This is a genomic window from Streptomyces sp. NPDC087440 (assembly GCF_044744005.1).
In the GTDB taxonomy this organism is placed as follows: Bacteria; Actinomycetota; Actinomycetes; order Streptomycetales; family Streptomycetaceae; genus Streptomyces.
Genome location: NZ_JBIUXN010000001.1, coordinates 564,628 through 589,707, shown reverse-complemented (window position 1 = coordinate 589,707; position 25,080 = coordinate 564,628). Strand labels below are relative to the sequence as shown.

The window sequence follows — 25,080 nt, the reverse complement described above, 5'->3', positions numbered from 1 at the left end:
CGGTGACCGAGGACGCGGCACAGCCGCAGGACGCTGAGGAGCCGCGGGACGCCGAGGAGCTGCGGGACGCCGAGGAGCCGCAGGACGCCGCCCGGCCGTACGACGCCGCCCGGCCGTACGACGCGGATCCCGGTGCCTTCCGCTGGGAGACGTACCGCAGCGCGCACCCGACGCCACGGGACTGGAGCAGCGGCATCGTCGTCACGCTCTTCCACGTGGTGCCGGTGGGCCTGATCGCCGCGACGGAGCCGTGGGCGGGGCTGATGCTGGGCGGGGTGTTCGGCGTGTTCTGGGGAAGCCTGCTGGTGCCGCCGTGGGCGCGGGAGCGGCGGGCGGTGGTGGCCGTGGAGATCCGGCCACCGGGCGAGCTGGTCCTCGTACACAACAACGGCAGGCGGACCGTCCGCCCGCTCACCTCGGTGACGGCGGCGCGACCGCTCACGGTGGGGTACCGGTCGGTCGACAGCAGCGGCGACCGCGTCCTGGAACTGCGGGTGGCCGGCCGGACCTACCGCACCCGCGCGGGCTTCGCCCTCCCGGCGAACGACCCGCACCTCCTCGCGGAGGCGCTCCGGCGGGCGTGCCCGGACCTGGTGATCGGTCCGCACCAGGACACGTCGCGGTGGGTGACGGACTCGGGGTAGCGGGAAGGGGCTTGCGTCTCCAGTGGGTGGAGGCAGCAGGCTGGTCCCCATGAACCACGGCCCCCTCCACCCCATCGGCGAGCTCGCCCGCCGCACCGGCCTCTCGGTCAGGACCATCCGCTTCTACTCGGACGCCGGAATCGTCACGCCCGCGCGGCGCGGCGCCAACGGTCACCGGCTGTACGGTCCCGAGGCCGTCACGCGACTCGAACTGGTCCGCACCCTGCGGGAGTTGGGGGTCGACCTGCCCACCGTGCGTACGGTCCTGAACCGCGAGGCCGCCCTCCCCGAGGTCGCGGCGGCGCACGCGCGGGCCATCGACGTACAGATACGGACCCTGCGCCTGCGCTGGGCGGTGCTCACCGCTGCGGCGCGGCGCGGGTCGGACCCCGAGGAGCTGGACCTGATGCACAGACTTGCCGGACTGTCCGAGCAGGAGCGGCGTCGCATGGTCGCCGCATTCCTCGACGCGGCCTTCGAAGGCCTGCACTCCGACCCCGTGTTCGCCGGGGTCATGCGCACCCTGACGCCGGAACTGCCGGACGACCCGTCGACGGAGCAGGTGGAGGCATGGGTGGAGCTCGCGGAGCTCCTGCAGGACGCGGAGTTCCGGGCGGACATGCACGCGACTGCCCTGGACCTGGCGTCCGACCGGTCCGGGGCCGACGGGCCCGGCGTGCCCCGGACACTGGCGGAGGCCGTACGTTCCCTGGCGGAACCGGCACTGGCTGCCGGGGTCGATCCGGCCTCGGCGGAGGGCGCCGCCGTCGCGTCGAAGCTGGCGGAACGCTATGCGCGCATCGTCGCGCGCCCGGACGGACCGGACGGTCCGGACGGCCCGGACCGCCCGGACCTGAGGGCCCGGCTGTTGACCCGCCTGGAGCGCATAAACTCCCCGCGCCGGGACCGCTACCTGCACCTTCTGGCGATCGTGAACGGCTGGCCGGAGCCCGATGGGATGGCGCCGGCGCTGGAGTGGACCCTGCGGGCGTTCCGGCCGCGCCCCACCTGATCTCTCCTTGGCCGCGCCTCGCGCGTTCGTGCCGGACGCGCGGGTGCCGCGGCGTGAGGCATCCGCTCCGGCTGACCGCGTCCGTCGAGATCGAGGCCGACCCCGAGCAGGTCTGGGCGGTGCTCACCGACCTCGGTGCCTACCCGCAGTGGAACCCCTTCATCACCGAGGCCACCGTTACCTCCGGCGACGGCCTGCGGCCGGGTGCGACGATGCTCAACAGCCTGAAGCAGGAGGGTGAGACCTCCACGTTCACCCCGACCGTCCTCCAGGCGAGCGCGGGCCGCGAACTGCGCTGGCTGGGCAAGGTCGGGCCGGGCTGGATCGGTGACGGCGAGCACTACTTCGTCATCGAACGCACCGGACGGGACACCGTCCGCCTCACGCAGGGCGAGGATTTCACCGGCGTGGCGGTGCCCTTCTTTGCCGACAGCCTCAGGAACGACACCCTGACCCAGTTCCGGGCGATGAACAGTGCGTTGAAGGAACGGGTCGAGCAGCTCGCCGCACGCTGATCCAGGGAGCCGGTCCACGGGCCCCGCCACCCACCACCCCGCCCCCCTCAACCACCGGCCATCATCGGACAGCACACCCGCAACCACATGCCCCACCGACGAGAGGCCCCCACCATGGCCGAATTCGTGGACCGCGTCGACGATCAGGACCGCGTCCTGGGCATCGTCGACCGGAGCCAAGCCATCCGCGAGCGATGGCTGCACCGCGTCGCCACCACCGTGTGCCGGGACGCCGAAGGTCGCATCCTGGTGCACCGCCGTCCGCCCACCGTGTCCCGCTTCCCCGGCCAGTACAACTGGCTCCTCGGCGGCGCCGTCAACGCCGGCGAGAGCTATCAGGCCGCTGCGGAGAGAGAGTTGGAGGAGGAGGCAGGGGTTCGGGCCCGGGTCCTGCCCCTGTTCTCCTTCCTCTGCCGGGGTGCGATCAGCCCGTACTGGCTGGCCGTGCACGAGGCCCTCGTGACGGGGCCCGTCACCCCCGACCCCGGCGAGGTCGACTGGTACGACTGGCTGGACATGGACGCGTTCCGCCGGGCGATGCGCGAGTGGCCGTTCGTCGCCGACGGCCGGGAGGCCTTCCAGCGGTACGAGCAGCTGGACCGCCCCGCTCCCAGAGTCAGCGGTGACCCCCGACCGAGGCGCTAGCCCCCTCCCGCACGCCGCCCCCGGACCCCTTCACCGCACGCCGAGCCCGCCCGAGCATCCCGTACACGCCCACAGCCAGCACCGCACAGATCCCCGCGCAGGCCCACAGAACCACCCGCCAGGCATCGGTCAGCCCCTGCGTGACGAAGTCGGTGAACTCCGGCCGCACCCCGGCGGGCACCCGGGCGAGCGCCCCCGCCAGGTCGCCCGCGTTCACGCTGTTGGACAGGTCCCCGGCCCCCTGCGCGTACGCGGGGAACCGGCCCAGCCCACCTGCCAGGTGATGATCCGTCAGGTTGATCAGGGCCGATCCGGCCGCCGCGATGACCACCGCCTCACTGCCCAGCCGCAGCGTGTTGAGGAAGCCCGCCGCCGTGCCGGTGGCCCCGGGTGCCACCACGGTGAGGACCGCACCGTCCACCAGGCCGAAGTTGAGCCCGAGCCCCACCCCGAGGGTGATCAGCGGCCCGGCGAGCACCGCGGCGCCCGCCCCCGGCGCGAGCACGGCGGCCAGCCACCCCACCCCGCCGGTCAGGCACACCAGACTGAGCGCGAACACGCTCCGGGGGGACAGCCCCCACCCGATCAGCCTCCCCGCGACCAGCGGGGCCAGCAGGATCGGCAGCGTCATCCACAGCATCGTCGCGCCCGCCGCCCCACTCGTGGCACCGTTCGCCACCAGCAGGTAGTTCGGCAGCAGCGGCAGCAGGACCACGAAGGAGAAACTGACCACCACCGGAATCAGGCACAGCGCCATGAACGGCGCGTTGCGCAACAGCTCCAGGTCGAGCATCGGGTACGCGGCCCGCCGCTCGACGCGCACGAACACTCCCATCAGCACCACCGCCCCCACCAAGAGCCCCAGCACCGCCGCGCTGCCCCATCCCCACTGCGGCCCCTCGACCATGCCGAGCAGCAGCAGGAAGAGGCTGCCGACGAAAGTTGCCGTACCCGCCCAGTCCACGCGGGCGGCCGTCGCCTCGCCGCGCGATTCGCCGAGGAACGGCACGGCGCACAGAGCGAGCAGCATCAACGCCGCGTGCAGCCCGAAGAAGGCACGCCAGCTCAGCGCGTCCGCGAGCGTTCCGGCGGCCATGGCCCCCAGCGCGAGCCCGGCGCCCGTCACGATCCCGACGGCGGCGAACACCCGGCTGCGCGCCGCGCCCGTGAACGTCGCGGCCAGCAGCGAGCTTCCGCTGGTCAGTAGGGCGGCCGCGCCGATGCCAGCCAGCGCGCGCAGCACATCGAGCAGCACGATCTCGCTCGTTGCCGCACTCGCCGCAGACGCCACCGTGAACAGCACACCGCCCGCCGCGAACATCCGCCGCCTGCCGAAGAGATCGGCCAGCGAGCCGCAGGCGAGCATGAAGCTGGCGAAGGTCAGGTTGTAGCCGTGCACCACCCAGCTGAGCGCGTCGAGCGACGCGCCCGTGTCGCGCCCGATGTGCGGCAGCGCCACCCCCGACCCGGTCACCGAGGTCGGCAGGATCAGCATGGCGAGCAGCACCGCGACCAGCGCGACGACGGGCCTCGGCCTGCGCGCCGTACGGCCCGCGAGGGGGACGTCGGCTGATGTCTCCACGGCGGCAACCGCAGTCGTCCGTACGCTCTTCACTCTCGTACGCCCCCTCAGCGACCGGCGGGCACGGAGCCGAGAAGCCCGCCGTCCACCACGAGGTCCTGGCCGGTGACGTACGCGGCGTCGTCGGAGGCGAGGAACGCCACGGCGGCCGCGACGTCATCGGGGTGGCCGAGGCTGCCGAGCGGAACCTCGGCCGAGTTGAGGGCCTCGGCGCCGGGGTCCGGGTTGGCGTCCCGGTACATCTCGGTGTCGATGTAGCCCGGGCTCACGGAGTTGACCCTGATGCCGCGCGGGGCGAGTTCGGCGCCCAGGGTGCGGGCGAGGTTGTGCGCGGCGGCCTTGGTGGCCGAGTACACGGAGGCGACCGGCAGGCCCCGGTGCAGGGTCCAGGAGGCGTTGACGACGATCGCACCGCCCTCCCGCAGCAGCGGCAGGGCGGCCTGCACGGTGAAGAACACCCCCTTGAAGTTCACGTCCACGGTGTGGTCGAAGTCCTCCTCGGTGAGCTCGGCGCTCGGCTTGAAGACGCCGACGCCCGCGTTGGCGAAGACGGCGTCCAGGCTGCCGCGCCAGGTCTCGATCTGCCGTACGAGTACGGCGAGTTCGGCCCGGGAGGCCACGTCGGCCCGTACCGCGAGCGCTCGGCCCGGGGCGGCGTCGAGGCGGGTGAGGGTGGCGTCCAGGCGGGCCTGGTCACGGCCGGTGACGACGACGTACGCGCCCTCGTCGAGCAGGCGGCGTGCGGTGGCGAAGCCGATGCCGCTGGTGCCGCCGGTGATCAGGACCGTCTTGTTGGTGAATCGCTTCATGCCCACGATCGTCGAGCGGGTCGAGCGCGTGCGGCAGAGCCGGTCGGACCTGGGTCTGTCACCACCACCCTCATCGCCCTCGGCCGGTGGTCGCTTCCTCGGTGAGGACGTCGGCCATCCGCGCCTCCGTCCCGGTGCCCGGCGCCGGTGTGTACAGCAGCAGCCGGTGGCCCGGCAGTTCGGGCAGCGGGAGGGTGGCGTACTCGAAGACCAGCTCGCCCAGTTCGGGATGGTGCAGCGCCTTGGTGCCCTGGGGCGCGCTGCCGACCGGGTGCTCGGCCCAGATCTCGGCGAAGGCGGGGCTCGCCGCGCACATGTCGGAGGCCAGCCGCCCGAACTCCGGGTCGTCCGGGTAGCGGGCGGCGTCCGCACGGAACTGGCCGACGATCTCCCGTGCCGCGTCCTCCCAGTGGCACACGGCGGTACGGAAGCGGGCGCGGGTGAAGAAGCTCACCAGGCAGCTGTGATCGTCCTCGTCGTAACCGAACACGAGCCGGGCCGCGCGGTTGACGGCGAGCAGGTTCCAGTGCCGGTCGATGATGTACGCGGGGCGGGGCAGCCAGCCGTCGATCACCCGGCGGAGCCCCGGGGAGACCTCCCGGTCCGCCGGACGGGCGCGGGGCGGGTTCAGCCCGGAGAGAAGATAGAGGTGTTCCCGCTCGGCGATGTCCAGCCGCAGGACGCGGGCGACGGCGTCCAGGACGTCCTCGGACACGTTGATTTCCCGGCCCTGTTCGAGCCATGTGTACCAGGAGACCCCCACTCCGGCGAGCACGGCCACCTCCTCGCGGCGGAGCCCCGGCGTGCGCCGTCCTCCGCCGCCCGGCATGCCCAGGTCCTCGGGCGAGAGCCGGGCCCGCCGCGAGCGCAGGAACTCGCGTATCTCGGAGCGGCGTCGCTGTCGTGCGTCTGCGGGAAGCCGGGAGAGATCCATCGGGCCATGCTAAGCAGGCGGTTCGACCGTGCCGGTCGTGAGGGGGAGCGCATCAACCTCCGGCCCCCGCCGACCCGTCATACCCCCGCATCCGCCTGCTGTGCCGGGCCACCCGGACCCGGTTTCCGCAGCTCACCGTGCACCACTCACGGCGTACCGGAACCTTCAGGAAGTACAGGACGCAGCCCGGCGCCGGGCAGGCCCGTATCTTCTCCGCGTCCTCGCCTGTGAACAGCCGCACCCCCTGCGCCGCCACCTCCCCCAGCGCCACCAGCAACGGATCGGGCTCCGGCCAGCGCGGCACGGCGACAAAGGCGGACCGAGCGTCCAGAGCGGAACGCGCGTCGGCAGCGGGAAACGCGTCCAGCTCCGACCAGCGGGAGGCCAGTCGTACGGCCGCGTTGACCACCTGTACGTCCCTGACGCCAGGGGTACGTCGACGGGCCCTGGCCCCTGCCAGCCCGCGCAGCGCGTGCCGCAGCTCGACGAAGCGGGCCAGGTGGACGTCCCCGGCGGGCGGCGGGTCGGCGAGATAGCGGGCGAGGTCGTCGCTGAAGCCGCCGCGGTGCAGGGCGAGCCACCGGTCCAGGTCGCCGGGCTCCCCGAGGGCGTCGAGCAGCTGACCCCGTACTCCACCCCTGATGAAGGTGGTGTTGACGAGGTCGAGGGGGAGGGGCTCACCGGTCAGGGGGAGCCGGTCGTGCGGCGGGGGTTCGGTGCGGGCGCCCATCCGCCCATCTTGCCGGGTGGACGCCGGATGCCTCTAGCTAATGCCCCCCGATATATTGAGCCGTTAGCTTGAGTTGATCAGCCCGCCCGCCGGATCGTCCCCCGGCCCCGGCGACACCACGGAAGGAACGTTCGTGCCCGACGCCACGACCCTGAACCCCGCCACCCCCCAGGTGCAGGCGTCGGTGGAAACCGGTTGTCGTCCCACGCGTTGGCAGCGGTGCGCCGCCGTGTTCGCCGGGAAGGCCCCCGCGCGGGCCCCCCTGCCGACCGTCGCGGCCATGACCGTGTGCGGGGTCGCCGTGATGCTCCTGCTCGTCGCGCTCGGCGTCGTCCTGCACGAACCCCTGCTCATACCCCCGCTCGCCGCCAGCGCCGCCCTCGTCTTCGCCGCCCCCGCCCTGCCGCTGGCCCAGCCCCGCAGCATCGTCGGCGGGCAGCTCATCTCGGCGGCGCTCGGACTCGCCGCCGTCGCCGTGGGCGGCAGTTCGCTGTGGACGGCGGCCGTCGCGGCCGGACTCACCATCGGCGCGATGGCCTGGGCGCGCACCCCGCACTCGCCCGCCTCCGCCACCGCAGTGATCGTGGTGCTGACCGACCCCCGACCACTGCACTTCGTCGGCCTGTTGACGCTGGCCACGCTTGTGATCGTCGGGGCCGGGGTGCTCGTGGGCAAGGTGGACCGGGTCGATCACAAGTACCCCGCCTACTGGTGGTAGGCACAGGGGCCGGGCGGCGTTGTCAGTGGTGCGTGCGACGATCCAGAACATGACCGATGCGTACGACGGACTTCTGCCCCCCGCCGGAAAGGCGCACGTCTCCACCACGTACGCCGACTGGGCCGCCGCCCACGACCCCGGCACGGCCGAGGCCGCGCGTGAACTGGTCGACGGTCTGTACGGCGAGCTGTCCATGACCTGGGACAGACCGGGCCGGTTCGTCGACACCATGACCACGCGCGCCAAGCGGCTGCCCCCGCCGCACCTGCCGTGGTTCTGGGACACGGTCGGACACCGCCTGTTCGGCAACGGCAGCAGCGGCCGCCGCGCCGCGGGCCGCGCCTACGCGGCCGCGCGCGCCGCCGAGACGCAGCACGCCCTGCCCGTCGCCACGGGACACCGGATCGCCAACGCGCTGCTGTTCGCGCGGCACGGGGCCGTGCCCGCCAAGGAGTTGGCCGCCCACCAGCGCTTCCTCACTGAAGCCCTGCCCCCGGCCGAGGCGTACACGGCGCTGGAGGAGTTCCTGCTCGCCTGGGCGCGCTCGCGGGCCGACCTCCCCGCCGACCTGGTGCGCCGGGTACGGGCGGCCGCCAAGCCCGCCGGGTACGGGGACGCGGCGGCCGCGCGGACGGTCGGCGCGGTCCTGGCCGTGACCCGTCGCAAAGCCGTGCCGGACGCCCTGTTGACCGCCGCCAGCCCCCTGCTGGCCGCCCATCCGCCGACGGACGAGATCGCCACCGGTCTGCTCGACGTCTTTCCCGACGGGGTCACCGACGGCGGCCCCTGGCTGCGGCTGCTCATCGCCTCCGGCGCGACCGCCGCGATGGAGGCCGGACGGATCGTGCCGGACGGCGGCCTGCCCCACTGGGTGAGCAATTTCGTTCGGATGTACCAGTACGCGGCGCAGTCCGGCGGCGGGGTCGCCCGCCAGCCCCTGCCGGAGGAACTCCTCGACCTCGTCGGCCGGTTGGGCCCCCGTCTGCGGGCGGCCGAGACACCGCTCACGCTGCACACCACCCGCCACTCCTGGCACGGCTTCGACGCCGACGTCCTGGACGCCTGCCTCGCCGCCGGAGTGCCGGTGGTGGACCCCGGCGCCGAGATCGGGATGCGCTTCTGGGGCGAGAAGTCCCGCCGCGACCTCGCCGCGCTCGCCGCCGACCCGGTGTTCGGCCCCCGCCTCGAAGGCACCGTCCACGCCGGCCTGCTGCCCCAGCGGAACCCCGCACACGGCCGCCGCCCCGGCTCGGCCGTGACCCTGCTGCCCGGCAACGAGGGCATCGCCCACGGCGTGGCCACCCGGGTCGGCAAGCTGCTCGACACCGTCGCAGGCGGCGGCATGGCCGGGGCGGAGGAGGCGATCGCCGAGCTGGCGACCGTACTCGACCGCCCCACGGTGTCGGCCCTCGACGGCATCACGGACGCCCTCGACGCGGCGGGGACGGCGGGCGCCCTGCGGCGCTCGCTGACGGCCGGACTGCCCGAGGAACTGGCCTGGCCCGCCCTGGAATCGGCGTACGCCGAACTGGCGACCGACGAGGACGGCCCCCTGCCGGGCGTGGCAGGGGTGACCTCCACCTGGCCGGTGCTGACCGTCTTCGGCCGCGACCGGGCGATCGCCGTCGCCCCCGACGGGGAGCGCGGCTCCTGCCGCTTCACGATTCCCGACGGCGCGACCATGTACGCCGTCCACTACGTCGGCGGCTCCTTCCTCGTCAGCTGGACCCTCGAACCCAGTCCGTACCACTGCGACACCGCCGTGTGGGCCGACCGCCCCGAGGAGCCCTTCACCCCGGACGAATCGGGCGGCCTCGTCCCGTTCGACGGCAGCCTGAAGGGGGCGTACGGCTTCCAGTTCGAGACCGCCGACGGCAGCGGTCGACACGGCGGCCGACGCGTACTGCGCCCCGGCGAGAAATCCGGCATCGACCGCGACGAACTCCAGCTCGGCGACGGCGCCCACGTCTGGACCAACGCCGTCTTCGGCCGCCGACCCTGGGAGACCGTCCACCGGGTCACCGGCGAGCGCCAAGGCGTACGTCCCCTGCCCGACTTCCCCGGCCGCGCCCCCGACCCCGGTACCGAGGCCGACCTGTCCCTCGCCCCGGAAGCCCTCCAACTCGCCCCGCTGCCCGCAGGGTTGACCGACTCCCCGCTCGGGTTCAAGGACGGCCTCGTCGGCACCCGCGTCCTCTTCCGCACCCGCCACCGCCACCACGCCCCCGACCACTACCTGGTCGAGAGCATCGACGGCCGCAGCGCCCGCTTCGACATCGACCGGCAGGGCCAGGAACCCTGGGGCCTGTGGGCCGCACCCGAGGGCGCGGTCGAGGACGTCGTCCTGGCCGAGGCCCAGACCCGTACGGGAGTACGCGCCTACGCGGCGGACGGCACCCTCCTGTGGGAGCTCGACGGACACACCGCACCCCAGCACTCCCGTCCGGTCAACTCCAGCCGCCGTGCCACCGTGTCCGGCGGTGTGGCCGTCCCGCCCGCCTTCTGGTACCTGCTGCGCACCCGCCAACCGGCCGCCTCCCGCAACCTGCGCACCGTCACCGCGCAGACGGCGGACGCCCTGTTCACCGCCGCCCTGACCGACCCCGACTCCCTCCCCCTCGCGGTGCGACGCGAACTGCCCGCCGTGACCGACCCGGTCCTCGTCGAGGCGGTCGCCGCCGTGGCCCGGCGGGCTGCCCGGGTGGAGACGCGCCGCCGCGAACTCCACCGCCGCGTCACCCTCCTCGCCGAGGCCCCGCCCGCCACACCGCGCCGGGCGGCCCCCGACTCCGACCTGGTGCCCGCCCTCCACGGGCTCGTCACGGACGGCTCCCGCCCCACGCACCGCCCCGGCCCGGAAGCGACCCTCCCGGCGACGCTCACCGCCCTGGCCACGGACGGAGCCTGCCTGGCCGGGACGGTCGCGGAGGAGGTCCGCCGCCTCTCCCCGCCCGCCCCGCCGCACGACTGGTCGCAGCTCCTGGGCACGATCGACGCGGTGGCCTGGCGGGCTGCGGTGGCCCCGACCCCGGACACCTCCCGGGCCGCACTGCTGGCTCTCCTGGACACCTGGGCCGAGCAGCCCTTCGCCCGGCAGGGCAGCCGCTGGTGGACCGGCCGCACGGACGACACCGAGGCCCTGGACGCCCTGCGCGCCCAGGGCGCGGCGGTGGCGTCGGCGCGGATGCGCGCCGGAGGAAGACAGCACTGGTACGTCACGGCCGCCGCCGACGCCACACCGGAACCCCTGCCCGCCACACCGGAACCCCTGCCCGAAGCCCGGCTCGTGCGCATGGAACGGGACGACGCATCCCGCCTCCGCGCGCTCGTCACGGCCGTGGACGCCGAAGGACCGGTCCCGCTCCCCGAGTCGGCGGCCGCCCGCTTCGCCGAACTGACCGGCGTACGCAGGGCGTTGGCCCGCCTCGTCATCGCCGGACTCGTCAGCGACCCCGACCCCGAGGCTGACCGCGCCCAGGCCCGCAAGGCCCCGTACAAGGCGACCCCGAAGACCGTCGAAACGTACGAACGCCTCCGCACCCGCCTCGGCGCGCACGGCCGCCGCGCCCTCCTGGCCGCCGCGCTCCCCGACGACCCCGCCGAGCTGTGGCGGCCCGGCGGCGTCGAAACCGCCGTGGAACGCATGGCGGCGGTCTGGTGCGAGCGGATCGGGGCCCGCCCCACCGTCGACGACGCGACGGCCGACGCCCTGGAGAGCGACCTCGACCTCTCGGAGGCCTGGGCCCGGCGGCTCGCGGGCGGCTACGAGGCCCACCCGGGCCCGATCATGCCGCCCGGAGGCAACGAGGCCGACGGAGACACGGCCGTGCCCGCCGTCGGCTGGGAACTGGCGGCGAGCACCTGGGGCTCGGGAGTGGACGTCAGGGCCGTGCCCGAGGCCGGGCCCCCGCTGCCGTACCGCACCCCGATCGGCATCCCGTACGGGACGATCGCGTCCGCCCTCGCCTGGGCGTGGACGGACCGCCCCGTCGGCGACCCGGCAGCAGCCGGAGCGTACGACCTCTACGAGCGGATGCGCACCGAACTCGCCCGGCCGGAAATGCTGGTGGAGCTGCGCTTCGGCAAGGTCGACGGCACCCCCGAGGAGATCGCCGAACGGTTCGGGCCCACCCGCCTGCCGGTGGCGCTGGACACACGCAAGAAGGAGGGACCGTTCGACGTCGTTCCGTACGACAGCGGGCCGCTCGTCGTCTGCGCCCCCGGAGGCACCGCCTTCCTGCGGCCCGCGCTGGTCGAGGGCCCCGAGGCCCTGCGGAAGCTGGGCGAGCAGACCGGCCTGACCGACGAACTGGCCCGGCTGGCACCCCTGCTCCCGGGCGGCGGCCTGGAGCGCATGATGCACCGGGCGCGCTCCGGAGCCGTACCGGACGGGGCGTACGAGGCGGACCCCCGGCAGTCCTGCCCCGACCTCGTCGCCCGCGCGGCCGCACACCTGGGCACCGGCGAGGACGCGGCGGCCCTCTACCTCCAGCTCGCGGCGCTCCCCGCGCCCACCGACCGCGACGTCCGCCGGTGGAACGGCTGGACACCCAAGCGGCACACGGAGGTGCGCGCCGAACTCCTCGCGACCGGCGCGGTGCTGGAGGCCAAGCGGGCCCGCGCCGGGCGGACCCTGTTCCTGCCGGGGGAGTGGACCGAGCTCAAGGCGCCGCACCTGCCGCTGGAGACCGCCAAGCTGACCGCGTACGCGGTGCGCCCGCTGTGGCGGGACCAGGTCCTGGCCCCCTACCTGCGGGTGCTGCCGGTGGCAACGCTGCACGAGATGTTCACCGAGGCGTGGGAGAGGGAGGTGACGAGCCTCCGGCAGCGCATCGGGTAGCGAACCGCACCCCTGCGGTCCTCATGCCCCGGCAAGGGTGCGCGGGAAGGCCCGGCGGTAGTCGCTGGGGGACACCCCGACCTGCTTGAGGAAGTGGTGGCGGAGGTTGTTGGCCGTGCCCAGGCCGCTGAGCTCCGCCACCTTCTCGACCGGCAGGTCCGTCGACTCCAGGAGGCTCTGCGCCCGGCCCAGCCGCTGGTTGAGGAGCCACTGCAACGGCGTCGTGCCGGTGGCCGCCTGAAGTCTGCGGTGCAGGGTGCGCGGGCTCACCGCCGCCCGCCGGGCCAGGTCCTCGACGGTCAGGGGCTCGTCCAGGTGGGCGCGGGCCCAGTCCAGGACGGGGTTCAGGCTCCCGCAGTCGTCGTCCGGCACCGACAGGTCGATGAACTGCGCCTGCCCGCCCGGCCGATGGGCGGGCACCACCATCAGCCGGGCCAGCTGGTTCGCGACATGCGCGCCCAGGTCCCGGCGGACCAGGTGCAGACACAGGTCGAGCCCCGCCGTCACGCCCGCGCTGGTGAGGACGTCGCCGTCGTCCACGTACAGCACCGAGTCGTCGACCTCCACCTTCGGATAGCGGGCGGCGAGCTCGGCGCTGTGCACCCAGTGCGAGGTGGCGCGCCGCCCGTCGAGCAGGCCCGCCTCGGCGAGCGCGAACGCCCCCGTGCACAGCGACATCATCCGCGCGCCCGCCGCATGGGCCCGGCGCAGGGCGTCGATCAGCGCCGGATCCATCGGCGCACCCTCCTCGATCACGGGGTCGGGCACCGAGGTCACGATCACCGTGTCCGCGCCGACCAGGTCGTCCAGCCCGTACGGGGTGCGCAGCGACAGCCCGTACTCGGACCCGGCGGTGCTGCGGGGGCCGGCCTCCGCCCGGCACAGCTTCACGTCGTACCAGGGCATGGTCAGGTCGGGCGGCGGCTGCCCGAACACGGTGAGCGGGATGCTCAGTTCGTACAGGTCCCACGAGGGGACCCCGATGTCTTCCGGTACGACGACGGCCACGGAACCAGGACTCATGCCGTGCAGCCTAGACGACGAGGTGGCAGGAATTTGGTGGTGGGCGTCACCGCTGCCACTGTTGTCGTTCCCCGTGCCCTGCGATCTTTGATGCACGAGATCGAACGCCGCGAAAGCGGCCGAACACGGAGCAATGGAATGTCTTTTGACGACGCGTCAGCACATGGCAAGCAGGCAGTGACCGTCCTCGGTCTCGGCAACATGGGCTCCGCCCTCGCCGCCGCCCTTCTCGACCGAGGCCACGAGGTCACCGTCTGGAACCGCACCCCCGACAAGGCCCAGCCGCTCGTCGCCCGGGGCGCCCGCCTCGCCGCGACCCCGCAGGAGGCCTCCGCCTCCAACCAGCTGATCATCGCCTGCGTACTGGACTACGAAGCGCTGTTCGGCGTACTGGACCCCTTCGCCGCCTCCCTCGCGGGCAAGACCCTCGTCAACCTCACCTCCGGCTCCCCCGAGCAGGGCCACGAGGCCGCCGCCTGGGCCGAGAAGCACGGCGTCGACTACCTCGACGGCGGCATCATGACCACCCCGCCCGGCGTCGGCACCCGCGAGGTGATGTTCCTCTACAGCGGCTCGCCCGCCGTCTTCGCCACCCACCGCCCCACCCTGGAAGCCCTCGGCGACCCGATCCACCTCGGCGACGACCCCGGCCTCGCCTCCCTCTACGACTCCGCGCTCCTCGGCCTCATGTGGGCCACCTTCAACGGCTGGCTGCACGGCACCGCCCTGGTCGGCGCGGAGAAGATCGAGGCCAAGGCCTACACCGAGGTCGCGCTGCGCTGGCTGAAGACGGTCAGCGTGTTCATGGACACCTACGCCGCCCAGATCGACGCCGGTGACTACCCGGGCGACGACGCCACCGTCGACGTACAGATCACCACCATCGACCACCTGCTGCACGCCGCGGAGGCCCGTGGCGTCGACAACGCCCTGCCCGAGCTCCTGAAGGCATCGATGCTGCGCGCCAAGGCGCAGGGCCACGGCCAGGACAGCTACGCGAGCGTGATCGAGGCCCTGCGGAAGCCGGGCGGCGCTTCGTGACCCCGCGGCTCTTCTCGTACCGCTGATCGCGGCGATCGTCGCGGCGGGGGTGGCGGTGACGGGGCTGCGGGGGAGGTCCGGACGGACGGTCGAGGTGTCGATCCCGTCGGAGTCCCGGGAACCCCAGCCCCACTGACCCTTCCTGCACGGGGTGCACCCCTCGCTGCCTCTCCACGGCGGCGGGGGCGCACCCTTTCCCCGCACCCGCGACTGTTACTGCTCCTGCTGGACCGCGTCGAAGACCGCCAGGGCCTGGGACGGGTCCGGGCTCACCAGGCGGGAGAGACCCGTGATGGTGAAGCCGGCCCAGCGTTCGGCCCGGTGCCACATGTGGGTTTCGAAGGTACGGACGACCTCGTCCAGCGCGTCGGGCGCGGCGGCGATCGCCTCGGCCAGTTCGGCGCCCTCCAGCAGCGCGAGGTTCGCCCCCGCCCCCAGTGGCGGCATCAGGTGCGCGGCGTCACCCAGCAGCGTCACCCCGGGGACGTGGGTCCATGTGTGGGACACGGGCATGGTGTGCAGGGCGCGCGGGACGTAGGCGGCGCCGCGCAGGAAGAGGTCGAGGACGGGCGCGGCCCAGCCGTCGAACAGGGCCAGGAAGTGGGCCCGTACGGCATCGGTGTCGGCCGGGTCCAGTCCGGTCAGCCCGTCCATCGGCGCGCGGAACTGCGCGTACACCTTCACATGGCCCCCGCTGTTGCGCTGGGCCACCACCGAGCGGTTCACCCCGTACACCGCCACCGAACCGTCCCCCACCAGCCGGGCGAGGTCCGGGTGGCGCGTGTCGACGTCGTCGAGGGAGGTCTCGATCAGGCTGACGCCCGTGTACTGCGGGACCACGGGCGAGACCGCCGCCCGGGTACGGGACCAGGCGCCGTCCGCGCCGACGACCAGGTCGTACGTCTCCTGCTTGCCGTCCGCGAAGCGGACCAGCGTGCCGTCGGGGTCACCCGGGACCACCTCGGCCACCGTACGGCCCCACCGGACCTCCAGCGGCCCGAGCAGCAGGTCGCGCAGCCGGCCGCGGTCGATCTCCGGATTGGCCTGTTCGTCCGGGTCCGGCTGCCAGTCGCGCAGGACCGCGCCGCCCGGGGCCAGGATGCGCATGGCCTGACCCTCGGGGCGGGACAGTTCCTGGAACGCGGAGAGCAGTCCCGCCTTCTCCAGGGCCAGTTGGCCCATGCCCTTGTGCAGGTCGAGGGTGCCGCCCGGTGGGCGGGCGTCGCGGGAGGGGTCGCGTTCGAGGACGGTGACGGGGAGACCGTGCCGGTGCAGGACGCGGGCGAAGGCCAGTCCGCCGGGGCCGCCGCCGATCACGGCGATACGAGGGCTCATGACCGTCCAACCTACGCTCCGGCGGGCTTTTGGGGGTGCGGCGGGGCTCCTCCCGCCACCGGTCTTGTGCCGCCAACACCCGGTAGCGCACGGCCGCTTCGGCGCGCGTGCGCCGCCGCCCGCTTGCGGACCGTCTCGTCGGGTTCGGCCGGCAGCGCGGCACAGTCCGGCGGAGACCTGCCGGTAGAAGTGGCCCCCGAGGAACTCGTCGTCGTACCTGGTCATCATGTGCACGACGGCCGCGTCCGGCAGGGCCCGGTCCCGGCACGGCGCCATGCGTCAGGCGGGCGCGCCGTCCGCGAGCAGCCGCAGCAGTACGTCGTCCGGGGCGGCCGGATTCAGCGCCACCCCCGCGAGCCGGCGCTCGGACAGCCCGGCCTCCTCCCGGATCCGCTCAGGATTGCGCACGGGCGGCCTCTCCACCGGTGTCCGGGCCCTTCGCGTAGCGGCCCGGGGTGGTGCCCACGACCTTCTTGAAGTGCCGGGTCAGGTGCGACTGGTCGTAGAAGCCGACCGCCGTCGCCACCTCGCCCGCGGGCCGCCCGGCGAGCAGCATCCGGCGGGCGTGATCGACGCGGCGGGACATCAGGTACTGGTGCGGGGCGATCCCGTACGCGCTGCTGAAGGCCCGTACGAGATGGGTGGGGTGGGCGTGCACCAGCCCGGCGGCCTCCTCCAGGGTGACGCCCTCGTGCAGGCGGGCGTCGAGCAGGTCGCGGAGGTCCCGGGCGACCCGGAGGCCGGGGACGGGGCCGGGGAGGAGAAGGCGGGGGCGCAGGTGGAAGTGGAGTCGCTCGCGGATCAGCGCCAGTCGGCTCTCCGCCTCGAAGGAGTCGCCGGGGTGGGCCAGGGCCGCGTGCAACTGCCCCACGCGAGTGCGTAGTTGGGGGTCCGCGACATCCGGGTCGTCCACCGCCGCGCCGATCAGGTCATCGCCGAGCTGCGTCGAGTCCAGGTACAGGACGCGCTTGCGGAAGCCGTGCGCGGTGGCGGGCGAGCCGTTGTGCGGGACGTGGGGCGGGAGCAGGCTCACGGTGTCGCCGGGGGTGCCCCGCTCGAAGCGGTCCAGGTCGTACCGCACCGCCCCGTCGTCGACGATGAGCACCGTCCAGACGTCGTGCACGTGCATCGGGTACGCGTGCTCGGTGAAGTGCGCGTGGAACACCTCCACGACACCCGGCACCGCGGGCTGCCAGGCGGATACTTCCGGCGGTGTCGCACGCCGGGGGACTGCGGGGCTCACGCTAGGAACGTACAAGACGGGCCGCCGCCCGACGAGCGAGTCTCGACCCATGAGAAACGACACCGCCACCCCTGCCGACGACACCGCCACCCCCGCCCCCGCCCCCGTCCGCTTCGACACCAAGATCGCGATCCTGCTGCGCGAGGACCTGGAGACCTGGCAGCGGCTGAACGTGACCGCCTTCCTGGTCAGCGGCCTGGGCACGATCGCCCCCGAGGTGATCGGCGAGCCCTACACGGACGCCGACGACACCTCGTACCTGCCGATGTTCCGCCAGCCGGTACTGGTCTTCGAAGGTACGAAGGAGAACCTGACGGCTGCGCACACCAAGGCCCTGTCACGGGAGCTGCCGGTCTCCGTCTTCACCTCGGACCTCTTCCGCACGGGCAACGACCGCGACAACCGCGCCGCCGTCCGAGCCGTGGGCCGGGCCGGCCTCGACCTGGTCGGCCTCGCGGTGTATGGCCCGAAGAACGCGGTGGACAAGGTGCTGAAGGGGGCGAGGATGCACCCGTGACCGAAATCGGGGCAACGGAGCTGTGCGGGGCGGGCTTTTCCAACGTGGATTATTTCTATGAAACCGCAGCTCAGCGGCTCTTCGGGCAGTGGCGGCGGCTGGACGAGGGGTTTGGATAGCCGCCGCCTTCCTCATTCTGCCCGAACTGGCTGCGCCCTTCTGTCCCCCGCCTGTCCCCCGTGTCCCCCGTGCGTCCTCCCGGAGGATGAACCGGGGGCGTCGGGTTCTGGGTGGTAGACGTGCAGGTCGTGCCGAGAGTGCGATCTGGTGGGTGCCGCAATCAGTTCGTTCTCGCGACACCTACGCAGCACCTAAGCGGCTCGTATGAGCTGGCGTAGGTGGCAGGAGGTCTTGGGGTGTTCCTGGGGCAAGACCTGTGTCGTTCAGGAGGGGAGGACCATCCGCTGCGTGGCTATGTCCCAGGTGCACTCGCTGTAGAGGCGGTTGAAGTCGTGGTCGGCGCCGGGGTCGTCGGCGTTGCACTGTTCGTACCCGTTGGGGCCGGTGCGCCAGTAGAAGCCGTACTCCTCGCACTCTGTTTGGCCGGGGTAGGTGCCGGTCCAGAGGGTGTGGCGGGTGCGGTCGAGTTCGTGGGTGGGGCAACCCTCCCGACCCCTCTCACCAGGTCAGTCGTGCAGCCCCCGCTCCACAGCCGACCGCACTGCCTCCACCTCGGCGGCAAGCCCCGACCTCGCCGCCTCCAGCTTCGCCCTGGATTCCTTCAGCGCCTTCGTCGTACGGGCGAGACGCTGCACCCTCCTGAGCTTGGCCAGCCGCTCCACCTGCCGCTGGTGATACTCGATCTGCTCCGCCCGGATCTCGGCGCTCGGGCGCCGTTCTGCCTGCGGCTGGCCTTTGCGCGGGCCCGGGGTGCGGGGCTTCATCTGCTGGGCGGCGAAGTCCAGGAACTCCTGCCGGGCACGTACTTCACCGGTTTCAGGCGGGCACCGGTCAGCAACGCCACCTTCGGGAAGTCGTCGGGGTGGCGGGCTGCCCAGTTCGAGACGGTGGCGCGGACGACACCGACCAGCTTCGCCGCCGCGGTGAAGTGGATCAGTTCGTCCTCGCGGCCGATGAATTCCGGGCGGAGCCAGGTTCCTGTGCCGTGGCTTTCGCTGGTCACTTCGCACCTGCCGCGGCCTGGTTGTCGAGGAGACCGAGGAGGAACGACAGGTCGGCGGCGGCCTCGGTGAGCAGGGCGGCTGTGGCGGCGGCGAGTCTGCGGTCGTTTTCGGCCTGTTCCTGGGAGTCGCACTCCTCGGGGTCGTGGTTGCAGTCGACTTCCGCGACGACGAGACCTTCGGCGGTGACGATGCTGTGATGCGTGCGGACGGCCCGCGGGCTGGAGCCGTCCACTTCGTCGCCGCGTACGTCCAAGGTGCAGGTGTCGGCGAACAGGGTGGGCAGGCTGCGGCTTTCAGGCGCGCGCGGATGGCGTCGATGCGGGCCCGCGTCTCCTTGGCCTGTCCTCCCCATCGGACGAACTGCTGCGCGGTGGCGTACCAGTGGTAGCCGATGCGGTGGTGCCGGGAGTTGGTGCGGAAGTGCTGGCTTCCCAGGAGGCTGGCCCAGGTGCGGGTGGTCTGGAGGACAAGGGTGCCGTCGCTGCGCATGGTGTCGATGAGGCGGGTCGCGGCAACGACGTCGGGGGTGTTGATGTCACGGATATGGCGTTAGGTCTGCGGGTCGTAGCCGATGGCCCACAGGGTGCGCAGGGCGATGTCGTACCGCTGCATCGGCCGGTCGTGGGTGGTGAGGACGTTCAGGACGTCGGTGCGGGTGGGCTGGCGCATGGCGTTGTTCTCCGTGGGTGGTGTGCGGGGCGGCCTGGCTTCACATGCGGGGCCCCCACCAGGTAGTTGAGGGTCAGGCGGCGGCGTCGGCCGACGCCTGCGCCTGGTGGTCGGCTTCGTTGTCGGTGTGCTCGCTCCTCTTGCGGCGGGTGGCGAGGACTTCCGCCTCGACCTCGAACCACAGCTTCTTCAGGCCGTCCACCCCGGACTTCGCGGCCTCATCGACCTTCGGCAGCCACGCCTCCGCCAAGTCCCCGGTCAGCTTCGGCGCCGCCTCCGGCTGCACATGGGAGGTGCAGCCCATCAGCCCGAACACCAGTCGCTCCACTGTGAAGTCGGCGACCTCCATCGGCTCCCCCTCGCGGGGGACCCGGAACTTCAGCGACCGAGCAGCGACGATCTGCGGATCCTTATCCCTGCGCAGCCGCACCCACGCGGTCGCGTCGAACGCCAACGACTTCTGCCCCTCGACCCGCCAGTCCTTCGTCTTCGGGATCCGGGTCCCCGTTCCCTCCCCGTTCCCGTCGACGGCCGCGATCTCCTTGCCCCGGGCCAGCATCACCAGGATCCCGACATCGTCCGCACCAGGTACATCACCCGGTTCCACCGCTCTGTGGCGTCGTTCCACAAGTTCATCGACGGCTTGATCTCGGCGTCCGGGTCCCGGTTCAGCTTGGACTGGCCCGAGTTGGAGCGGCGGGCACGCCCGTTGGTCCAGTTCACGAGCATCCGCCACAGCAGCGACACCGAGTCGATCACCAACACCACCGGGGGCTCCCCGGCAGCTGCGACCGCTTGGCCTCCGCATGGACGGCTTCCACCTGGCCGAGGATGTCGCGGTAGGTGCCGTTGTGGACGATCAGCCGGTAGTCGGCACCGTGGACGGCGGCGTACTCGTCGGCAGTGTCTTCGCCGAGCTCCAGCCAGTACGCCTGGCCGGTGTGCTTCGAGCCGGTGAACTCGGCGGCGGTGAAGGACTTGCCTGCCTTCTCCTCGCCTTCGAGGAGGATCTTCGGCCACGGCACAACGCCGGTGGGCTTACGGGTACGGAGCTTGGGAACAGCAGACATGATCTCCACAAGAGGTCTAACGAGTAGAAATGTTGCGGCCTGTTTCAGGCGGATCGGAGACCCCGCGTCTCGAACAGGACGGACCACTCCGGGTGCAACTCCAGCAGTAGGCGCACGTACCTCGACCGGTCGTCGTTGTTCAGCCGCCACGGGTCGCCGGAGGTGGCCCGTCCGTACTGCCGGCGCAGCACTTTGAACAGCATCCGGATGCCCACCCGCCTCAGCCCCTTGTCGACGCAGTCGGCGGTCAGCGCCCCAGCTTCGCCAGAATCCATGGGTTGAGCTGATGGAACGCCGCGACGCTTTCCGATGGCTCCACCGTTACAACACCCGACGCCGCCACTCCCGCCTCGGACAACGATCACCGATCGCCTTCGAAAACGCCCTCCACCTCACACCAACTACGCTGGCACCAGCCGCATAACCCGTGTTCAGGAGTCAGGGTCAAGGCCCGGCAAGCGGATGGCGGTTTCTGTGGGGTGCGATGGTGGCGGACCGGGGTGAGCTGGATGCCTCGATCGCCCGCCCGGGGCGACGCTGCTTCCTCTCGATGGAGCGCCCCTGAGCCTTCTTCTCGCGCCAGCGCCTGATCTTCACGTGGTGACCTTGAGGGCCCTGTGGAGAAGTCAAGTATGTCAACGTTTGTGCTCTCGAAATGTGTCCAACGTCGCACGCATGATCAAAAACTTTGAGGGCACGGCCTGAAGTTCGTGGAGGTTCCATGTAAATGTGTGTGCTGTCGGGGGCTTATGAGGCCATCACGGCACGTCAGTTCGCATTTCCTTGGGGGAAGTTGCAGCACAAGCACGCCCGAATCCGGGCGAGACGCTCCTTGACTGTTGCCCTGGCCGTTCTGGCTCTAGGGGCCAGCGCCCTGCCGACCGCGATGGCCGCCCCGGTGAAGCCCCCGCCACTGCCTGCTGACTCGGTATGGGGCAAGAAGGCCGGAAGCCTGCCGATCCCGCCAGTGAAGGTGGGTGAAACGAAGCCCGTCGCGCCGCAGGCAGAAGCGAAGCCGTCTGAAGAGCGAGCGGCGTGGCGCAAGGCGCAGGAGGCGCGCGCGGAGTCCGGGCAGAAGGCCCGCTTCGCGGCCCCGTCCGCTGCGGCGGCCCCGCTGGCGGCGGAGGTGCCGAAGGGGCAGGGGTCGGTGCCGTGGCACAAGATCTCCGACTTCCGTATCACTGACTCACTGGTTGCTCGTGTCAATTACTCGACCGGCAACCTGATGCTCGCCGCCACCGACTTCGACGTCGCGGGTGTCGGCCAGAATCTGCAGCTGGCGCGGACGTACAACTCGATGGATGCGCCGTGGGGCAAGGTCTCCCAGCGGTGGTGGCAGGGCTACGAACGGTACGCGCAGATCACCGACACCGAGTTCGTCCTCTACGACGCCACCGGCGCCTCGGTGAAGTTCGCTACGAAGGCTGACGGGACGTACACGACTCCGGCCGGGTACTCGAAGGACCTGAAGAAGAACGCGGACGGCACGTTCACCCTGACCGACCGCAAGTCCGGCTCCAAGGACACCTACAGCCAGTACGGCACGCTCACCAAGGTCACAGACAGCAACAACGGCACCATCACGGTGACCCAGCACGACGAGGGTGCGGAGCACAAGGGTTTCAAGCTGACCGAGACCCGCTCGGGCCGGTTCGTGGACCTGGTGAAGACGGATGCCTCGCAGTGGCAGGCCAAGGACCACACCGGCCGCACCGTTGTGTTCGACCTGAATCCGGCCGGTGACCTCGCGAAGACCACCGACACGGCGGGCAAGTCGACCGTCTTTGAGTACGACTCCTCGCGCCGCCTAACCCGCATCACCACCCCCGACGGGCGGGTCACCAACTTCGGCTACGACGCGAACAACCGCGTCACCTCCATGCAGCGGGCCACTGCCTTCAACGGCACTGGCCACACCGGACCCACCTTCACCTACGTGTACGAGTCGGAGAAGACGAAGGTCACCGACCCCGAACAGCACACCACCACCTACGAGTTGAACAAGGACGGCGGCGTCACCAAGACCACCGACGCCCTCGGCCACAACCGTTCCTCGTCGTACGACGCCAACCACAACGTCAAGACGGCCACCGACGCCATGGGCGTGGGGGCGACCCCGGGCAACGAGACCGAGTACGGGGGGGACGCCCGCAACAACGCCACCTCGGCGAAGCTGCCGACCGGCGCGACCGAAACGGTCGACAAGTACAACACCGTCTCCGGCCGCGACCTGCCGAACACCCAGACGTCTGCCGATGGTGAGAAGACGACGTACTCCTACGACGCGGCGGGCAACACCACCTCCGTTGCTGTGTCCGGTACGGGCGGTGGCACGCAGAAGTACGACTACAACCCCGCCACCCCCAAATGCGGCGGCTTCGAAGGCCAGCGGTGCAGCGTTACGGATGCTCGCGGCAAGGTAACGTCCTTCAAGTACGACGCCAAGGGCAACCTCATCGAGGTGGCACCGCCCGCACCTGTCGGCAAGACCACGTACACCTACGACGCCCTCGGCCGCATCGACACGGTCAAGGACGGGCGAGGAGTCGGGGCGGTCTATACCTACGACAGCCGTGACCGGATCACCGAGGTGTCCTCCACCTCCACCACCGTGCGCTACGTGTACGACGGTGACGGCAACCTCTCCCAGCGCACCGACGACACCGGCGTCATGAAGTACCAGTTCGACCCGCTCTCGCGCGAGACCATCCGCACCCTGCAGAACGGCTCGCAGACCGAGCTCACCTATACCGCCGCGGGCAACGTCGACACCTACAAGGACCCAACGGGGCTGACGGACTACGCGTACGATGCCGCGAACCGTCTAACGGCGTTGAAGGATACGTCGGGCAAGACCACGACGTACGCCTACAACGCGAACGACAAGCGCACGAAGATCACCTACCCCGGTGGGACCGTCCAGGAGTCGACGCTGGACAAGTCCGGTCGTCCGACCCTGATCAAGGCGACTTCGCCCAAGGGCACCCTCACCAGCACCTCGTACACCTACTCCTACGTGGCCGGAACGGCGACGAAGGACGGCGCGAAGATCCGCACGTCCACGGACGGGGTGATGGGCCTGACGAAGACCTACACCTACGACAGCGCGGGCCGCTTCTCCTACTCCGAGGAGAAGAAGGGCACCACGCTCGCCGCGTCCTACCAGTACTGCTACGACGCGGCGGGCAACCTCACGTCCCAGGGTTCCGCCAAGGGCTGCCCAGCTGGTATAGCCCTGACCTATAACGACGCCTCCCAGCTCATCTCCCGCGCCGGATCCACCGCCGGATGGGGCTATGACAAGGCGGGCAACGAGACCGATGGTGCCAGCGGGGTCGAGCGGGCGCGTACCGGCGGCGTCTGGTCGGATCACTCGCAGCAGACCTCGGTTTCCGTGGCGGGGAAGACGTACTCGGGCACCTACGGCTCCACCGACCAGTCCGAGCGCCTCTATTACGGCGACACCACCTTCCACAACGGCCCGCTCGGTCTGTCGGGGAAGACCGATCCCGCCGGTGACATGGGATTCAACCGCGAGCCGCAGGGCACCTTGAACTCCATGACGACCGGGGGTAAGTCGTACTACTACCTCACCGACGCACTGGGCTCCGTCCTGGCCATGGCAGATGAGACCGGCGCGAAGGTGAACGAGTACCGTTACAGCCCGCGCGGCGTCGACGGCACCTTCACCGAGAAGGTGCCCCAGCCCTACCGGTTCGCCGGGGGCTACCAGGACCCGACCGGCCTGTACCACCTCAAGGCCCGCTACTACGACCCCCGCATCGGCCGCTTCACCAGCCCCGACCCCTCGGGTCAGGAGAAGAATCCCTACCTGTACGCCGAGGGCGACCCCGTCAACCGCATTGATCCGATGGGGACGTTCAGCTTCTCCGACGCCCTCAACATAGGGGCTCAACTGGTGAGTGACATCGCAGGTTGCGCCGCTGGAGTAGGCGCCGCGTCCTCCTCGGGTCTTCTCATAGCAGGAGAGGTATTCGGCGGACCCGTCGGTTTTGTCGCTGTAGGTGCCACTGCCTGCGCCGTGGGCATGGTTGGATCGCGAACAGGCGCCAGCATAGTGACCTATGGGTAACTCACTCAGCCGCTAAATGCACTCAGCTGCGCCAATCGGCTAAGAAGAACTGGTCTGATCGCCGCTCAACGCAAGCAAGGTGAGGTTGATGAGCGGGCTGGTATGCATGCCTCGCGAGATGCATGCCAGCCCGCACCGTTGGGATCGCTCTCCTTCGGAGGGCGGCCCGAAGTTTATCGTCGTTTTGTCGACAAGAATGGAGTAGAAGTGCAGAAGTTGCTGATCTTTATAGTCCTGTCACTCATTGTTGCTCTAGGTGCCATCTTCGTTGGAATGCGAAGTGGTGATGGCACGTTTACCGCTCTTGGGATTGTCATCTTTGTGACCGTGACGGTTTTGGTCATTGCTATTTGGAATCACAGTTTCAGGAAAAAGAGGCTTTGAGCTGTGAGTCGCTGACGCCGCGGGTATCGGGAAAACGCGGTTAAGTGCAGTCCCAGGAGGGCCAGCCGTCGAGGGCAGGGCCTGCACTTGCGTCCATGGCAAACGCTCCAAACAGACTGAACTTCGCGAATTACCCAGAAGCGGGGCCGATC

Annotated in this window: 26 protein-coding genes and 1 pseudogene; 12 read left to right on the top strand and 15 right to left on the bottom strand. The window is 71.2% G+C overall.

Going from position 1 to position 25,080, the window contains the following annotated elements; all coding sequences use genetic code 11:
- The first annotated feature begins 2 nt into the window (after positions 1-2).
- From ACIO3O_RS02575 to ACIO3O_RS02560, 4 genes are all read left to right on the top strand, one after another.
- Positions 3-644 (top strand): hypothetical protein, encoded by a 642-nt coding sequence (locus tag ACIO3O_RS02575; RefSeq protein WP_401740980.1) that lies wholly within the window; start codon positions 3-5, stop codon positions 642-644.
- A gap of 49 nt (positions 645-693) precedes the next feature.
- A complete protein-coding gene (locus tag ACIO3O_RS02570; protein WP_401740978.1) occupies positions 694-1,656 on the top strand; it encodes a MerR family transcriptional regulator in 963 nt (320 codons plus the stop codon).
- Between the two features lie 53 nt (positions 1,657-1,709).
- On the top strand, positions 1,710-2,171 hold the full coding sequence (locus ACIO3O_RS02565) for an SRPBCC family protein (RefSeq protein ID WP_401740976.1): 462 nt from the start codon (positions 1,710-1,712) through the stop codon (positions 2,169-2,171).
- 114 nt (positions 2,172-2,285) lie between these two features.
- Positions 2,286-2,816 (top strand): NUDIX hydrolase, encoded by a 531-nt coding sequence (locus tag ACIO3O_RS02560; protein WP_401741852.1) that lies wholly within the window; start codon positions 2,286-2,288, stop codon positions 2,814-2,816.
- Here ACIO3O_RS02560 and ACIO3O_RS02555 read toward each other — a convergent pair.
- The 4 genes from ACIO3O_RS02555 to ACIO3O_RS02540 form a co-directional block, all read right to left on the bottom strand.
- Positions 2,788-4,398, bottom strand: a complete 1,611-nt coding sequence (locus ACIO3O_RS02555; RefSeq protein ID WP_401740974.1) for an MFS transporter — start codon at positions 4,396-4,398, stop codon at positions 2,788-2,790. The genes ACIO3O_RS02560 and ACIO3O_RS02555 overlap by 29 nt on opposite strands.
- Before the next feature lie 47 nt (positions 4,399-4,445).
- Positions 4,446-5,207: an SDR family NAD(P)-dependent oxidoreductase gene (locus ACIO3O_RS02550; RefSeq protein WP_401740972.1), complete on the bottom strand. Its 762-nt coding sequence runs from the start codon at positions 5,205-5,207 to the stop codon at positions 4,446-4,448.
- Positions 5,208-5,277: 70 nt separating this feature from the next.
- Positions 5,278-6,141 carry a helix-turn-helix transcriptional regulator gene (locus ACIO3O_RS02545; RefSeq protein WP_401740970.1) on the bottom strand — a complete coding sequence of 288 codons (864 nt, stop codon included), beginning with the start codon at positions 6,139-6,141 and terminating at the stop codon, positions 5,278-5,280.
- 52 nt (positions 6,142-6,193) lie between these two features.
- The gene (locus ACIO3O_RS02540; protein ID WP_401740968.1) at positions 6,194-6,871 is read right to left on the bottom strand and encodes a CGNR zinc finger domain-containing protein; all 678 of its coding nucleotides are present in this window, start codon (positions 6,869-6,871) and stop codon (positions 6,194-6,196) included.
- Between the two features lie 133 nt (positions 6,872-7,004).
- On the opposite strand from ACIO3O_RS02540, the gene ACIO3O_RS02535 reads away from it, so the two are divergent.
- Positions 7,005-7,589: an HPP family protein gene (locus ACIO3O_RS02535; protein WP_401740965.1), complete on the top strand. Its 585-nt coding sequence runs from the start codon at positions 7,005-7,007 to the stop codon at positions 7,587-7,589.
- A gap of 49 nt (positions 7,590-7,638) precedes the next feature.
- Entirely contained in the window at positions 7,639-12,429 is a 4,791-nt protein-coding gene (locus tag ACIO3O_RS02530) for a hypothetical protein (RefSeq protein ID WP_401740963.1), read from the top strand.
- A gap of 21 nt (positions 12,430-12,450) precedes the next feature.
- Here the strand turns inward: ACIO3O_RS02530 and ACIO3O_RS02525 are convergent, their stop codons facing one another.
- Positions 12,451-13,452 (bottom strand): GlxA family transcriptional regulator, encoded by a 1,002-nt coding sequence (locus ACIO3O_RS02525; protein ID WP_401740960.1) that lies wholly within the window; start codon positions 13,450-13,452, stop codon positions 12,451-12,453.
- Positions 13,453-13,590: 138 nt separating this feature from the next.
- Here ACIO3O_RS02525 and ACIO3O_RS02520 point away from each other — a divergent pair, with 138 nt between their 5' ends.
- Positions 13,591-14,493 (top strand): NAD(P)-dependent oxidoreductase, encoded by a 903-nt coding sequence (locus tag ACIO3O_RS02520; RefSeq protein ID WP_401740957.1) that lies wholly within the window; start codon positions 13,591-13,593, stop codon positions 14,491-14,493.
- Between the two features lie 213 nt (positions 14,494-14,706).
- Here the strand turns inward: ACIO3O_RS02520 and ACIO3O_RS02515 are convergent, their stop codons facing one another.
- The 3 genes from ACIO3O_RS02515 to ACIO3O_RS02505 form a co-directional block, all read right to left on the bottom strand.
- Positions 14,707-15,828, bottom strand: coding sequence for an FAD-dependent oxidoreductase (locus ACIO3O_RS02515; protein ID WP_401740954.1), 1,122 nt, complete (start codon positions 15,826-15,828; stop codon positions 14,707-14,709).
- 279 nt (positions 15,829-16,107) lie between these two features.
- Entirely contained in the window at positions 16,108-16,236 is a 129-nt protein-coding gene (locus ACIO3O_RS02510; protein WP_401740952.1) for a hypothetical protein, read from the bottom strand.
- The gene (locus ACIO3O_RS02505; RefSeq protein WP_401740949.1) at positions 16,223-17,122 is read right to left on the bottom strand and encodes an AraC family transcriptional regulator; all 900 of its coding nucleotides are present in this window, start codon (positions 17,120-17,122) and stop codon (positions 16,223-16,225) included. Before ACIO3O_RS02505 ends, ACIO3O_RS02510 begins: the two co-directional genes overlap by 14 nt.
- Between ACIO3O_RS02505 and ACIO3O_RS02500 the strand changes: the two genes are divergently transcribed.
- On the top strand, positions 17,121-17,588 hold the full coding sequence (locus tag ACIO3O_RS02500; protein ID WP_401740946.1) for a DUF2000 family protein: 468 nt from the start codon (positions 17,121-17,123) through the stop codon (positions 17,586-17,588). The genes ACIO3O_RS02505 and ACIO3O_RS02500 overlap by 2 nt on opposite strands.
- Positions 17,585-17,707, top strand: coding sequence for a hypothetical protein (locus tag ACIO3O_RS02495; protein ID WP_401740944.1), 123 nt, complete (start codon positions 17,585-17,587; stop codon positions 17,705-17,707). The genes ACIO3O_RS02500 and ACIO3O_RS02495 overlap by 4 nt, the downstream gene beginning before the upstream one ends.
- 507 nt (positions 17,708-18,214) lie before the next feature.
- Here the strand turns inward: ACIO3O_RS02495 and ACIO3O_RS02490 are convergent.
- From ACIO3O_RS02490 to ACIO3O_RS02460, 7 genes are all read right to left on the bottom strand, one after another.
- Positions 18,215-18,472 carry a hypothetical protein gene (locus ACIO3O_RS02490; RefSeq protein ID WP_401740941.1) on the bottom strand — a complete coding sequence of 86 codons (258 nt, stop codon included), beginning with the start codon at positions 18,470-18,472 and terminating at the stop codon, positions 18,215-18,217.
- A complete protein-coding gene (locus ACIO3O_RS02485; protein ID WP_401740939.1) occupies positions 18,469-18,711 on the bottom strand; it encodes a hypothetical protein in 243 nt (80 codons plus the stop codon). Before ACIO3O_RS02485 ends, ACIO3O_RS02490 begins: the two co-directional genes overlap by 4 nt.
- Complete coding sequence (locus ACIO3O_RS02480) at positions 18,708-18,965, bottom strand: hypothetical protein (protein ID WP_401740937.1); 258 nt, start codon at positions 18,963-18,965, stop codon at positions 18,708-18,710. The genes ACIO3O_RS02485 and ACIO3O_RS02480 overlap by 4 nt, the downstream gene beginning before the upstream one ends.
- A gap of 489 nt (positions 18,966-19,454) precedes the next feature.
- On the bottom strand, positions 19,455-19,940 hold the full coding sequence (locus tag ACIO3O_RS02475) for a hypothetical protein (RefSeq protein WP_401740934.1): 486 nt from the start codon (positions 19,938-19,940) through the stop codon (positions 19,455-19,457).
- On the bottom strand, positions 19,940-20,149 hold the full coding sequence (locus ACIO3O_RS02470) for a hypothetical protein (protein WP_401740931.1): 210 nt from the start codon (positions 20,147-20,149) through the stop codon (positions 19,940-19,942). Before ACIO3O_RS02470 ends, ACIO3O_RS02475 begins: the two co-directional genes overlap by 1 nt.
- On the bottom strand, positions 20,137-20,451 hold the full coding sequence (locus ACIO3O_RS02465) for a hypothetical protein (RefSeq protein WP_401740928.1): 315 nt from the start codon (positions 20,449-20,451) through the stop codon (positions 20,137-20,139). Before ACIO3O_RS02465 ends, ACIO3O_RS02470 begins: the two co-directional genes overlap by 13 nt.
- A gap of 44 nt (positions 20,452-20,495) precedes the next feature.
- Entirely contained in the window at positions 20,496-20,726 is a 231-nt protein-coding gene (locus tag ACIO3O_RS02460) for a hypothetical protein (protein WP_401740926.1), read from the bottom strand.
- On the opposite strand from ACIO3O_RS02460, the pseudogene ACIO3O_RS02455 reads away from it, so the two are divergent.
- The 3 genes and pseudogenes from ACIO3O_RS02455 to ACIO3O_RS02445 all read left to right on the top strand — a co-directional run.
- Positions 20,726-20,875 (top strand): annotated as a pseudogene (locus ACIO3O_RS02455) (IS3 family transposase); the annotation flags it as partial. The gene ACIO3O_RS02460 and the pseudogene ACIO3O_RS02455 sit on opposite strands and share 1 nt — an antisense overlap.
- Before the next feature lie 408 nt (positions 20,876-21,283).
- Positions 21,284-24,544, top strand: a complete 3,261-nt coding sequence (locus ACIO3O_RS02450; protein ID WP_401740924.1) for an RHS repeat-associated core domain-containing protein — start codon at positions 21,284-21,286, stop codon at positions 24,542-24,544.
- A 207-nt stretch (positions 24,545-24,751) separates the two neighbouring features.
- On the top strand, positions 24,752-24,928 hold the full coding sequence (locus tag ACIO3O_RS02445) for a hypothetical protein (RefSeq protein WP_401740922.1): 177 nt from the start codon (positions 24,752-24,754) through the stop codon (positions 24,926-24,928).
- The last annotated feature ends 152 nt before the right edge of the window (positions 24,929-25,080 follow it).